This window comes from Jiangella alba (assembly GCF_900106035.1).
Lineage (GTDB): Bacteria > Actinomycetota > Actinomycetes > Jiangellales > Jiangellaceae > Jiangella > Jiangella alba.
Window position 1 is genome coordinate 50,211 of the sequence record NZ_FNUC01000004.1, and the last position, 11,877, is coordinate 62,087.

Here is an 11,877-nt window from a genome sequence, read left to right on the forward strand (position 1 = left end):
CCTCTCTCAGCGTCAGGGACACTCAGCGTACGAGGTCAGCGGCTCAGCACGTCGAGCGGCAGGTGCACGAGCGGGTCGGCGACGGCGGCACCGGCGGCCAGCGCGGCGATCTCGTCCGCCGCCGCGGCCCGGCCGAGCAGCCACACGTCGTCGAGGTCCCCGAGCAGCTGGTTGGCGCCGTCCGGCCGCTGGCCCAGGTGCAGCCCGATGGCGGCGTCGGTGGTGACCGAGCCGGGCACCGCCGGCCCCGACGCCGCGGCGACGCCGTCGACGTAGAGCGTCACGCCGTCGTCGCCGCGGACCAGCGCCACGTGGTGCCAGGCGCCGTCGGCGAACGAGCCCGGCGCGACCAGCGTGCCGCTACCCTGCGAGGTGTCGATCAGCGCCCGGATCCGGTTCGCCCCGGGCTCGAGCCGGACCCACCACTGGTCCCGTCCGCTCCCCGAGTTGTACGCCCACAGCAGCGCCTGGTCGGCGGCGACGTCGGTACGGAACCAGCCGGCCGCGGTGAACGGGCCGGCGCCGACGTCGACACGAGCACTCCGCGGCACCGCGACGAAGTCGCCCGCCGCGAATCGCACCCCCGCGTCCACGGCGCCGTCGGGCACCACCACGGGCGCGCCGCCGACCACGCCGTCCAGGCCGCCCGCCGCGTCGGGCGTCGTCACGACCGGCGCCAGCCCGCGGTCCAGCGCGGCGAACGGCACCCGCGCGAACGTGATGCGCTCGTACGTCCCGGTGTCGCCGTTCTCGTACAGCACGCCGAGCGTCCGGCCGCCCGCCTCGACCACGTCGGAGTACGCCGCCGGCCCGTCGTGCAGCACCGGCCCGCCGGTCCACGTCGCACCCTCGTCGAGGCTGTACCGCAGCTGCAGGGTCCGGCGCGCCGTCGGGTTCGCCGGGCCGGAGTACACGAGCCGGTCGCCGGCGCGCGGCAGCCGCAGCACCGAGCCCTGCACGACGGGGGTGACGATGTCCGGCTCCAGCGCGTACGGCGCGTCGAAGGTCTCGCCGCCGTCACTGCTGGTGGTCGTCGCGCGGGTGCCGACGCCGGTGCCGTTCTGGTCGCGCGCGTTGAAGTAGAGCGTGCCGTCGGCAAGCTCCGTGACGGTGTTCTCGTTCGGGTTCACGACGCCGGCCAGCGGGGTGTCGACGTCGCCGAGCTGCCAGGTCAGGCCGCCGTCGTCGCTGTAGAGGGAGTGCGCGCCGTAGTACTTCGCCTCCTGCCCGGTGTCGGACGAGCCGGGCGGCGGGCTGGTCGAGTGGTTCGCGGCCGCGACGAGCCGCCCGCGGTGCTCGCCGTGCTCCAGCGCGATGGCATGCACCGGCCCGGTGGCGTACCAGCGCCACTCGGGCAGCTTGGTGGCGGCCGTGATGTCCTGTGCGGCCGACCAGCTCGCGCCGTCGTCGCTGCTGCGCTGGACGAACACGCGGCGGCTCTGCTCGGGCGTGACCTCGCCGCGCATGATCGCGGCCTCGCTGGCGTCGCCGGCGTTGTGGGTGCTGAGCAGGACGACGTCGCCGGTCGCGGGGTCGACGACGGGCGTCGGGTTGCCGAAGACGTTCGCGCCGTTGTCGCCGACCACCTGCAGCGGACCCCACGTGCGGCCGTCGTCGTGCGAGCGGCGCAGCACCAGGTCGATGTCGCCGGTGTCGCCCCCGCCGCCGACCCGGCCCTCGGCGAACGCGAGCAGCGTCCCGGCCTCGGAACGGACGATGGCGGGAATGCGGAACGTGTCGTAACCCTCGGCGCCTGACTCGAAGACGACGGTCTGCCGGATCGGCGGCGACGCCTGAGCAGGGGCGTGAGCTGCGAGAACGGCCGCTGGGAGCGCGAGAACGAGGGCCAGGACGACGGGCCGGCGCATGGGGTCTCCTTCGTCGGGAAGATCCATCCCACATCACATATGGGATATGTGTCAAGAACGTTGACGAACCGTCGCATCTTTGGTCGGATATCCGACATGACGGATCTCACCCGGCGAGCAGTGCTCGCCTTGGCAGCGGCGGCCGGCCCGGCGGCGTGGGCCGCGTCGGCGCAGGCGAGTGGGGCAGCGCAGGCGGGCGCGTCGGCGGGGACGTCGGCGTCGCCCGGGACGTCGGCGACGGCGCGCGCGAGTGTGTCGGTGCCCGCCCGTAGGGTGGGCCCCACCCGGGCCGGGAGGGGTCTACCTATCACCGCACCAGGCGACTACGACGTTCCGGCCGGCGGCCGGGCGACGTGGCGGCGGCTGCCCGACGTGCCCGCGAACGGCGTCGACTGGCACCCGGCCATCCCGGTCGGCGAGCCGTACTGGACCCAGCTCGGGCTGGCCGGGCCGATCGCCGGAGCGCACGGCGACCACCTCATCGTCGCCGGCGGGGCGAACTTCCCGGAGCCGGCGCTGACGGCGACCCGGGCGAACACGCTCGGCAAGGTGTACTGGACCGACGCGTTCGTCTACTCGCGGCGCACCGGCGCCTGGAGTGACGCCGGGCAGCTGCCCGACGCCGTCGGGTACGCGGCGACGCTGAGCACCAGCGACGGCGTGCTGGTGATCGGCGGCGAGGGCTACCGCGGCGGTCCCGGCGGCACGCTGCTGCGCCCGGCGGAGAGGTTCGCCGACGTCTACCTGCTGCGCTGGGACGGCCGCCGGCTGCACCGCACCGAGCTGCCGTCGCTCCCCCGGCCGATGTCGTACGCCGTCGCCGGCATCGTCGACGGCGTCGTGTACGTCGCGGAGGGCGCCGACTTCTACGGCCTGGACCTCGACCGTCCGGACCGCGGCTGGGCGACGCTGCCGCGCTGGCCGGGCGACCCGCGCACCGTCGCCGTCGGAGCCGCCCAGGACGGCCGGTTCTTCCTGCTCAGCGGGCGGGCCCAGCACGCGGACAAGACCTGGACGTTCTACCGCGACGCGTACGCGTACTCACCGCGGCGGCGGCGCTGGGACCGGATCGCCGACCTGCCCTGGTGCGTCACCGCGGGCCTCGCCCACCCCGTCGGCCGGACCGGGCTGGTCGCCGGCGGCGGCGACAAGGACATCGACCGCTGGAACCTCATCGAGCGCCACGTCGCGCTGCGCAACGCGGCGCCGCCCGGGTCGGCGGAGTGGCAGCGCCAGAACGACGTCGTCACCTGGATCTACGACCACCACACCGGCTTCAACGGCGAACTGCTGCACTACGACACCCGCCGCGACCGCTGGAGCGTCGACGGCTGGTTCCCCGGTCCGCCGCCCGCCACCACCCCGGCCGTCGACTGGGACGGCGACCTGGTCGTCGCGAGCGGTGAGGTCGGCCCCGGCATCCGGACGCCGCGGGTCTGGCAGGCGAGCTTCTGAGGGACGCAGGGCGACACCCAGAATCGAGAGCGTTCCGATGATCTCGATGAGCAACTTCCGCAGATCGCTGGAGATCTCCCCCAGGACCTCGGTGTGCTCACGCAGCTTTCGCAGCCTGCACAGCATCGATCGCTCTCGCCTGTTGTTGTGGGCCACTCGAATGCCTCCCTGAGTGCTGAGGGCACCGGTGAACCGCTCTAACAGTCCGCCCGGTAGCCCATCTCTGGACTACGCCGGGCGAATTCCCGATGTAGTTAGCCCATCGGGACGACAGCTGGTCAATCGCTAGTCTGGTTGTGGCTGGAGTAGGTGCTCTAACACCGCTGATCCCGGCCAAGCCCCGGTGCGTGCTGTTGTGGCCGCGCGCCGGGGCTTCTTCGTGCCTACGCCGTCAGGTAGCCGACGGCGTAGGCGGCGAGCCAGTGCTCGACCATGTAGTCGCCGCCGACGACGTAGGGCAGGCCGGCTTCTGCGTGCACGACAGCCGACGCCGCCAGGGCGGAGGCGGCCGCGGACCCGGCGGGCAACACGTCCGCCAGCGCCACCATCGACCACGCCCGGCTGAGGTTCAGCCCGGCCAGGTGCGCGAGCTGCCCGTCCGACGGGTCGGAGACGGTGACCGGCGCGAACAGCTGCGCCGGAGCCGACGACGCCGCGCCGGGCAGGAACGCCGCGAACCACGCCGCGAACTCGGCCGGCGGCAGCACCCGCGCCACCAGCTCGGCCTCGGCCAGCGCCGGCGAGAGGAAATCGCTGCCGGACGGCTCGTAGTGCGCCGGATAGTCGGTGTCGTCGACGTACCAGCGCCGGACGGCGTCGTCGATCGCCGTCCGCAGCTCGCCGGACGCCCCGTCGTACGAGCGCAGCAGCCCGAACGCCGAGTTCGGGTGCAGCCCGCCGCGCACCGGATAGGTCTGCGCCGGCAGCCAGCCCACCAGGTTCGCCGTCAGCACGTCGGCCAGCGGGCGGACGGCGGCGGCCCAGGCGTCGGCGTCCGGGTCGGACCACGCGGCCAGCTCGTGCGCCAGCGTCAGCAGCCAGCCCCAGCCGTACGGACGCTCCCGCGCGCGGCCCGGCCCGGACGCGAAGAACTCGGCCTCCCGCGCCAGGTTCGACGGGGTCAGGTGCGCGCCCAGCCCCGCCCGCACCTCGTCGGCCAGCGCCGCAGGCAGGGCGGAACCGGCCAGCCGGAGCAGCCGCACCAGCACCCAGTGCATCTCGACCGCCGAATGCCAGTCCAGCGAGCCGTAGAACGCCGGATGCTGGTCGCGGTGCAGCGGATACGGCCCCGGCTCGACGGCGTAGACGATCGGCAGGTGCGGGTACTCGCGGTCGATGCAGGCCAGCGCCGTGCGCGCGTAGTCGGCAGCGTTCCCCCTCAGCACGTCGAAGCGGGCGCTCATCCGGCCGCTCCCTCGGGGTCGATCGGCGCGCCGTCTCCGGACGGCGGGAGGTCGCCGCGCTCGACCGGGGCGCCACCGTCGGGGGCGTCGGCGAACAGCGCGGCCAGCTCGTCCGCCGACGGCGCGTGCGCGCCGTCGACCGCGGCGCGCAGCGTGTCCTCGTCGACGGCGTCCGCGGCTGCCGACAACCGCACCGCGACGCCGTCGTGCACCGCGACGCACTCGTGCTGGTCGCCGGCGACGACGCAGCCGGGGTCGGCCGCGCCGCGCGGGTCGGTGGTGAGCATCGCCATGCGGCCGTCAGGCGCGGCGTAGGCGACCCCGAAGCCGGCATCGCCCATCACCCCGGCCGACTGGGAGGCCGGCTCGAAGCCGGCCAGCGAGACCGCGTAGACGACGTCGGGCTCGACGCCGATCGAGGCCGCCCGGGCTGCCAGTTCGTCCGCGTCGGCCGGGCCGGACGACCCGCACGCGGCCGTGACCAGCAGCGGCAGCAACAGGAGGATCCGGCGGCGCGTCACGCCGGACATCGTCTCAAAGCGACGGCCCGGGCCCCCGCGCAGGGGACCCGGGCCGCCGGTGCAGCGATGAACCTCAGTGGCCGTGACCGTGGCCGTGGCCGCCCTCGGCGACCGGCTCCTCGGGCTTGTCGACCACGAGGACCTCGGTGGTGAGCAGCAGGCTGGCGATCGACGCCGCGTTGGCGACCGCGGAGCGGGTCACCTTGACGGGGTCGAGGACGCCCTGCGCGATGAGGTCGCCGTACTCGCCGGTGGCGGCGTTGTAGCCGTGGCCCGGCGTGCCGTTCTCGACGTTGGCCACGATGACGTAGCCGTTCTCGCCGGCGTTCTCGGCGATCCAGCGCAGCGGCTCGACCAGCGCGCCGCGCACGATGGCGGCGCCGGTGGCTTCGTCGCCGGACAGGTCGAGCGCGTCGATGGCAGACCGCGCGTGCACGAGGGCCGCGCCACCGCCGGAGACGATGCCCTCCTCGATGGCCGCGCGCGTCGCCGACACGGCGTCCTCGATGCGGTGCTTGCGCTCCTTCAGCTCGACCTCGGTGGCCGCGCCGACCTTGATGACGCCGACGCCGCCGGCCAGCTTGGCCAGCCGCTCCTGCAGCTTCTCGCGGTCCCAGTCGGAGTCGGTGTTGTCGATCTCCGCCCGGATCTGCGTGACCCGGCCGTCGATGTCGGCCTGCGCGCCGCCGCCGTCGACGACGGTGGTGTCGTCCTTGGTGACGACGATGCGGCGAGCCGAGCCGAGCACGTCGAGGCCGACCTGGTCGAGCTTGAGGCCGACCTCCTCGGCGACGACCTGGCCGCCGGTGAGGACGGCGAGGTCCTGCAGGATGGCCTTGCGGCGGTCGCCGAAGCCGGGGGCCTTGACGGCGACCGAGGTGAACGTGCCGCGGATCTTGTTGACGACCAGCGTGGACAGCGCCTCGCCGTCGACGTCCTCGGCCACGATCAGCAGCGGCTTGCCGGCCTGCACGACCTTCTCGAGCAGCGGCAGGAGGTCGCTCACCGACGAGATCTTGTTCTGGTGGATCAGGATGTAGGCATCCTCGAGGACGGCCTCCTGACGCTCCTGGTCGGTGACGAAGTACGGGCTGAGGTAGCCCTTGTCGAACTGCATGCCCTCGGTGAACTCGAGCTCGGTACCGAAGGTCTGCGACTCGTCGACGGTGATGACGCCGTCCTTGCCGACCTTGTCGAACGCGTCGGCGATGACCTCGCCGATGGTCGGGTCCTGCGCGGAGATGGCGGCGACGGAGGCGATCTCGGACTTGTCGTCGACCGCGCGGGCGCTGTCGACGAGCGCCGCCCGCACCGCCTCGACGGCGGCGTCGATGCCCCGCTTGATGCCCAGCGGCGACGCGCCGGCGGCGACGGACTTCAGGCCGCGCTGGACCATGGCCTGCGCGAGCACCGTCGCGGTCGTGGTGCCGTCGCCCGCGACGTCGTTGGTCTTGGTGGCGACCTCCTTGGCGAGCTGCGCGCCGAGGTTCTCGTGCGGGTCCTCCAGCTCGACCTCACGGGCGATGGTGACGCCGTCGTTGGTGATGGTGGGAGAACCGAACTTCTTGTCGAGGACGACGTTGCGGCCCTTGGGGCCGAGCGTCACCTTGACGGTGTTCGCGAGGGCGTCGACACCGCGCTCCAGGCGCCGGCGGGCGTCCTCGTCGAACTCGAGGATCTTGGGCATGGGGAACCGGTCCCTTTCGGAGGTAATGCTGAACGAGGAAACGCCCCGACCCGAGCCGGCGGTGAGCCGGTCGGGTCGGGGCGTCAGCGCGTCACTTCTGGACGATCGCCAGAACGTCGCGGCCGGAGAGGATGAGCAGCTCGTCGCCGCCGTACTTCACCTCGGTGCCGCCGTACTTCGAGTAGAGCACCACGTCGCCGACCTTGACGTCGAGCGGGATGCGCTTCTCGCCCTCGTCGTCCCAGCGGCCCTCGCCGACGGCGACGACCTCGCCCTCCTGGGGCTTCTCCTTGGCGGTGTCAGGGATGACGAGCCCGGACGCCGTGGTCTGCTCCGCTTCGAGCGGCTTGACCACGATGCGGTCCTCGAGTGGCTTGATGGAGACCGACACTTGTCTGACCTCCCCTTTCGCGGGATGTCACGGTGATTGCTTGTGGACCGGTCGCATGCCGCCGTCGTCGCGGGTGCCGGCGACCTCGACCGTTGGCACTCTCATGGTGAGGGTGCCAGTCCTCAAGTTAGCACTCGGTCGCGATGAGTGCTAGTCCGCGTCTGGTGAGAGGCTGACCGCCGTGGAGAGGGCCACGTTCGACGCGCTCAGGTCGGTGGAGGGGGCTGGGCTGCTGGCCGAGGCGAGCGCCGCCTACGGGCGCGAGGACGAGTTCGCGCTGGGCACCCGGCTGCGGCGCGCCCACGCCCCGGACCTCGTCGCGGCGGCGCTGACGCAGGCGCGGCTGCGGGCCCGCGCGGTGGACAAGTTCGCCCCTGCCGACGCGGCGCGGATGTTCTTCACGGTCGACGGCTACGAGCAGGCGACACGGGTGCGGGTGGCCCGGCACCGCGCAGAGCGGCTGGCCGCGGCGCTCGGCCGGGGCGCCACCGTCGCGGACCTGTGCTGCGGCATCGGCGGCGACCTCGTGGAGCTGGCGCGGGCCGGCCTGACGGTGACCGGGGTCGAGGCGGACGAGCTGACGGCGGCCGTGGCGGCCGCGAACGCCGCCGCGCTGGGCGTCCCGGCGCAGGTGCGGCACGCCGACGCCACCACCACCGACCGGACGGGGTACGCGGCGGTCGTGTGCGACCCGGCCCGCCGCGGCGGCCGCGGCCGGGTGTTCGACCCCGACGCGTACCGGCCGCCGTGGTCGTTCGTGCTGGAGCTGCTGGCGGCGACGGCGTGCGTCAAGGTCGCGCCGGGCCTGCCGCACGAGCGGATCCCCGGCGGCGTCGAGGCGGAGTGGGTGTCCGAGCGCGGCGAGGTGAAGGAGGCGGCGCTCTGGTCCGGCGACCTGGCCTGCGACGGCGTCAGGCGGCGGGCGACGCTGCTGCCGTCGGGCGCGACGCTGACCGACCGCGACGACCCCGGGCCGGTCGTCCGCCCGCTGGGCGCGTACCTGTACGAGCCGGACGGCGCCGTCATCAGGGCCGGCCTGGTGACGGCGGCGGCCGCGCGGGTCGGCGGCGGGCTACTGGACCCGTCCATCGCCTACGTGACGGCCGACGCGGCGGTGGGCACGCCGTTCGCCCGCGGTTACCGCGTCCTCGACACCCTGCCGTACGACGTGAAGGCGCTGCGCCGGTACGTCCGCGACCACGGCATCGGCGTGCTGACGGTGAAGAAGCGCGGCGTCGGCGTCGAGCCGGAGAAGCTGCGGGCGGCGGTCCGGCCGCGCGGCGAGAGGACGGCGACGTTCGTCGTCACGCGGGTGGCCGGCGCGGCGACGGTGCTCGTCGCCGACCCGCTCTGAGACCCTGGGCGCATGGCGGGCAAGCAGAGCGCGGGCATCCTCCTCCACCGTGACGGCGCCGGCGGCGTCGAGGTGCTGCTCGGGCACATGGGCGGGCCGTTCTGGGCGAAGAAGGACGCCGGCGCGTGGTCGCTGCCGAAGGGCGAGTACGAGCCGGACGAGACGCCCGAGGCGGCCGCGCGGCGCGAGTTCACCGAGGAGCTGGGGCTGCCGGTGCCGGACGGCGAGCTGGTCGAGCTGGGCACGGTGAAGCAGTCGGGCGGCAAGACGGTGACGGCGTGGGCGCTGCGCGGCGACCTCGACCCCGCCGCCGTCGTGCCGGGCACGTTCGAGCTGGAGTGGCCGCCGCGCTCCGGCCGCACGCAGGAGTTCCCCGAGGTCGACCGGGTCGAGTGGTTCCCGCTCGACGTCGCCCGCGAGAAGATCGTCAAGGCGCAGGCCGCGTTCCTCGACCGGCTGGCGGCCGCCCTCGGCTGAGGACGGCCGCAGGCGACGATCAGGCGTACATCCGCACCGGCCAGGAGCAGTCGATGAGCCGGCCGGTGCTCATGTTCTTCTCGCAGACCCGCACCAGCAGGCGCCGTCCCTCGGCGAAGTCGAAGTCGTAGACCTCCCGGTCCGTCGCTCCTTCGTTCGGCCCACTGTCGCGGTGCAGCCAGGAACGGTAGGTGCCCACACTGTTCAAGGGCCCCTCGCACCAGCTGAACAGCGCCACGACGCGGTAACCGTTCGACTTGGTGTCCACCACCTCGAGCGTCTCGTCCCCGCCGTCGAACACCGCGTGGCCGCCGCCACCGACGGGACCATCGAGAAACCAGATCCCGTCCCTGGCGTCGCCGGCTCCGCAGCGTTCCCTGTCCCCGGGCCAGTAGGGCGTTGCCGCGGTGCCCAGGTCCGCCGGAGCCGGCTCGCCGGCCGCCGCAGCGCCCGGGATCAACGCCGCGCCCACCAGAGCCGCTACCGCCAGCGCCGCCCACCTGCGTGCGCCGCGTCGCGTCGCGCGCTTCGTTCGTCCCCGCATGAGCTTCCTCCGTGTGTTCCGTCGTCAGGACGGTCACACGGTGGCGGCGGCCACTTGCCTGCCGCCTTCCTGCGCCTTTCCCGCGGCCGGAGGTCAGCCGAGCCGGGCGACCGCGGCGACCAGGCGGTCGACGTGGTTGCCGTAGACGGCGTCGACGCCGGTGGCGAGGAGGCGGTCGATGGACGAGCGCGACTGCGCGTCCCAGCCGAACGCGTGCACGCCCACCTCGTGGAACAGGCGCACGTAGATCGGCGTCCAGTCCAGCCAGTGCAGGTTGACGGCGTCGATGCCGCGGTCGGCCAGCGTGCGGGCCCGGCCACGGACGCCGTCCTGCAGCCGGCTGACCCGGGTGGAGTCGACCAGCCGGACGTCCGAGGCCAGCCCGCGCCACCGCGTGACGACGGGCAGCGACGGGTGGCAGAGCCAGGTCCGCCCGGGCTCGCCGCCGGCCCGGACCGCCGCGACCACCGGTTCGAACGCGGCCGGGTCCTTGACGTCCAGCGACAGTTCGAAGTCGGTCCCGCAGGCGGCGTACAGCTCGGCCAGCGACGGCACGTGCGCCGGCAGCTCCGCCCTCGGCACCTGCGCGATCGGCCGGCGCCCGAACCGCGGCCCCACCACGCCGTCGTGGTCGAGCACGACGACGCCGTCGGAGGTCACCCAGGCGTCGCTCTCGAGGCCGGACGCGCCCAGCCGCAGCGCCAGCTCGAACGCCGGCAGCGTGTTCTCGCGCTCCCGCGCCATGGCGCCACGGTGGGCGAACGTGATGGGCGGGACCCTCGGGACGGTCATCGGGTGCATCCTCTCAAGTCTTGTCACGGGGTGGTCATGCTGCGAGGATTGGATCTTGAGCCAGCCCGCTCACCGTATGCCCACGCCCGACGCTGGCCGCGCCGGGTGCGAGTCGTCCCCGCCGGGCGAACGCCCGTGACTCGCACTCGTGAGTGAAGCGATGCCTCTTGTCAATATGCGCGACGGTTTCACTCCGCAAAAGGTGTGAGATAGGGCATTCCGTAATTACCGGAAGGCGTGTAACACTTCCGGACATGCAGATCCCTTTCGCGCCGTCCACCCACAGCAGCCTGGGCGTGGAATGGGAACTGCAACTGGTCGATCCCGAGACCCGCGAGCTGACGTCCGGCGCCATCGAGATCCTCGACGAACTCCGCCCGGCCGGCGCCGAGGAGCATCCGAAGGCCAAGCACGAGTTGCTGCAGTCGACCATCGAGGTCGTCACCGGCGTGTGCCAGACGGTCGGCGAGGCCAAGGCCGACCTCGCCGAGACGGTCCGGACGGTGGCCAAGGCGGCCGATCGCCGCGGGCTGGCGCTGATGTGCGCCGGCACCCACCCGATCACCAACTGGAACAGCCAGAAGATCAGCCCGAAGCCACGCTACGAGCAACTCGTCGAGAACCTGCAGTGGCTGGCCCGCCGGCTGCAGATCTTCGGCGTCCACGTGCACGTCGGCGTGCGCTCGCCGGAGAAAGTCATTCCCATTGTCAACGCCCTGACGTCCTACGTGCCGCATTTCCTGGCGCTCTCCGCGTCGTCGCCGTACTGGGTGGGCCACGACACCGGCCTCGCCTCGTCGCGCAGCAAGGTGTTCGAGGCGCTGCCCACGGCCGGCCTGCCGTACCAGCTGTCCGGCTGGGACCAGTTCGAGAGCTACATGGGGACGCTGATCTCCACCCGCACCATCGACTCCGTCCGCGAGGTGTGGTGGGACATCCGCCCGCATCCCGACTTCGGCACCGTCGAGCTGCGCATCTGCGACGGGCTGCCCACGCTGGACGAGGTGGGCGCCGTCGCCGCGCTGGCCCAGTGCCTGGTCGAACGGCTGGACCGCGAGATCGACCGCGGCTACCGGCTGCCGTCGCCGAAGAACTGGGTGGTCCGCGAGAACAAGTGGCGCGCCGCCCGGTTCGGCCTCGAGGCCGAGATCATCGTCGACGACAAGGACACCGTCGTGCCCGTGCGCAGGGCATTGCTCGATTTGACCGACGAACTCATGCCCATTGCCCGTAGACTGTCCTGCACCGCGGAGCTCGCCGGCATCGAACGCATTGTCGCGCACGGAGCGAGCTATCAGCGGCAACGGACAATTGCAGAGGCGAACGGCGGTGATTTGACCAAGGTCGTCGACAGCCTCTTGGAAGAGATGGCTACAGGGTTGTGA

The 11,877-nt window shown here is 72.9% G+C and carries 11 protein-coding genes; 4 read left to right on the forward strand and 7 right to left on the reverse strand.

The genetic code is table 11. The annotated features are described in order from the left end of the window. Nucleotides 1-35: 35 nt before the first annotated feature. Nucleotides 36-1,868: a sialidase family protein gene (locus BLV02_RS17960; protein WP_069110612.1), complete on the reverse strand. Its 1,833-nt coding sequence runs from the start codon at nucleotides 1,866-1,868 to the stop codon at nucleotides 36-38. 96 nt (nucleotides 1,869-1,964) lie between these two features. Between BLV02_RS17960 and BLV02_RS17965 the strand changes: the two genes are divergently transcribed. Then, a complete protein-coding gene (locus BLV02_RS17965; protein WP_176986532.1) occupies nucleotides 1,965-3,323 on the forward strand; it encodes a galactose oxidase in 1,359 nt (452 codons plus the stop codon). A gap of 383 nt (nucleotides 3,324-3,706) precedes the next feature. On the opposite strand, the gene BLV02_RS17970 is transcribed toward BLV02_RS17965, so the two are convergent. The 4 genes from BLV02_RS17970 to groES all read right to left on the reverse strand — a co-directional run bounded on the left by BLV02_RS17970 (nucleotide 3,707) and on the right by groES (nucleotide 7,325). Then, the gene (locus BLV02_RS17970; RefSeq protein WP_069110614.1) at nucleotides 3,707-4,726 is read right to left on the reverse strand and encodes a DUF2891 domain-containing protein; all 1,020 of its coding nucleotides are present in this window, start codon (nucleotides 4,724-4,726) and stop codon (nucleotides 3,707-3,709) included. After that, nucleotides 4,723-5,247 (reverse strand): hypothetical protein, encoded by a 525-nt coding sequence (locus tag BLV02_RS17975; RefSeq protein ID WP_216094121.1) that lies wholly within the window; start codon nucleotides 5,245-5,247, stop codon nucleotides 4,723-4,725. Before BLV02_RS17975 ends, BLV02_RS17970 begins: the two co-directional genes overlap by 4 nt. A gap of 73 nt (nucleotides 5,248-5,320) precedes the next feature. Further along, nucleotides 5,321-6,934, reverse strand: a complete 1,614-nt coding sequence (gene groL, locus BLV02_RS17980) for a chaperonin GroEL (protein ID WP_069110616.1) — start codon at nucleotides 6,932-6,934, stop codon at nucleotides 5,321-5,323. Nucleotides 6,935-7,025: 91 nt separating this feature from the next. Next, nucleotides 7,026-7,325 (reverse strand): co-chaperone GroES, encoded by a 300-nt coding sequence (groES, locus tag BLV02_RS17985; RefSeq protein WP_046768987.1) that lies wholly within the window; start codon nucleotides 7,323-7,325, stop codon nucleotides 7,026-7,028. Nucleotides 7,326-7,506: 181 nt separating this feature from the next. Here groES and BLV02_RS17990 point away from each other — a divergent pair, with 181 nt between their 5' ends. Together BLV02_RS17990 and BLV02_RS17995 are read left to right on the forward strand one after the other, a co-directional pair. Beyond that, a complete protein-coding gene (locus BLV02_RS17990; protein ID WP_069110617.1) occupies nucleotides 7,507-8,679 on the forward strand; it encodes a class I SAM-dependent methyltransferase in 1,173 nt (390 codons plus the stop codon). A 12-nt stretch (nucleotides 8,680-8,691) separates the two neighbouring features. Beyond that, a complete protein-coding gene (locus tag BLV02_RS17995; RefSeq protein WP_069110618.1) occupies nucleotides 8,692-9,156 on the forward strand; it encodes an NUDIX hydrolase in 465 nt (154 codons plus the stop codon). A 19-nt stretch (nucleotides 9,157-9,175) separates the two neighbouring features. Here the strand turns inward: BLV02_RS17995 and BLV02_RS35740 are convergent, their stop codons facing one another. Both BLV02_RS35740 and BLV02_RS18005 read right to left on the reverse strand, forming a co-directional pair. Then, nucleotides 9,176-9,700: a hypothetical protein gene (locus BLV02_RS35740; protein ID WP_141711499.1), complete on the reverse strand. Its 525-nt coding sequence runs from the start codon at nucleotides 9,698-9,700 to the stop codon at nucleotides 9,176-9,178. Between the two features lie 93 nt (nucleotides 9,701-9,793). After that, nucleotides 9,794-10,492: a glycerophosphodiester phosphodiesterase gene (locus BLV02_RS18005; RefSeq protein ID WP_069110620.1), complete on the reverse strand. Its 699-nt coding sequence runs from the start codon at nucleotides 10,490-10,492 to the stop codon at nucleotides 9,794-9,796. A 254-nt stretch (nucleotides 10,493-10,746) separates the two neighbouring features. On the opposite strand from BLV02_RS18005, the gene BLV02_RS18010 reads away from it, so the two are divergent. Then, nucleotides 10,747-11,877 (forward strand): glutamate--cysteine ligase, encoded by a 1,131-nt coding sequence (locus BLV02_RS18010; RefSeq protein WP_069110621.1) that lies wholly within the window; start codon nucleotides 10,747-10,749, stop codon nucleotides 11,875-11,877.

What these genes read in the sequence shown, in the direction of transcription:
- BLV02_RS17960 (WP_069110612.1), bottom strand. Translation starts at nt 1,868, where the DNA reads ATGCGCCGGCCCGTCGTCCTGGCCCTCGTTCTCGCGCTCCCAGCGGCC.
- groL (WP_069110616.1), bottom strand. Translation starts at nt 6,934, where the DNA reads ATGCCCAAGATCCTCGAGTTCGACGAGGACGCCCGCCGGCGCCTGGAG.
- BLV02_RS35740 (WP_141711499.1), bottom strand. Translation starts at nt 9,700, where the DNA reads ATGCGGGGACGAACGAAGCGCGCGACGCGACGCGGCGCACGCAGGTGG.
- BLV02_RS18010 (WP_069110621.1), top strand. Translation starts at nt 10,747, where the DNA reads ATGCAGATCCCTTTCGCGCCGTCCACCCACAGCAGCCTGGGCGTGGAA.
- BLV02_RS17995 (WP_069110618.1), top strand. Translation starts at nt 8,692, where the DNA reads ATGGCGGGCAAGCAGAGCGCGGGCATCCTCCTCCACCGTGACGGCGCC.
- BLV02_RS17965 (WP_176986532.1), top strand. Translation starts at nt 1,965, where the DNA reads ATGACGGATCTCACCCGGCGAGCAGTGCTCGCCTTGGCAGCGGCGGCC.
- BLV02_RS18005 (WP_069110620.1), bottom strand. Translation starts at nt 10,492, where the DNA reads ATGACCGTCCCGAGGGTCCCGCCCATCACGTTCGCCCACCGTGGCGCC.
- BLV02_RS17970 (WP_069110614.1), bottom strand. Translation starts at nt 4,726, where the DNA reads ATGAGCGCCCGCTTCGACGTGCTGAGGGGGAACGCTGCCGACTACGCG.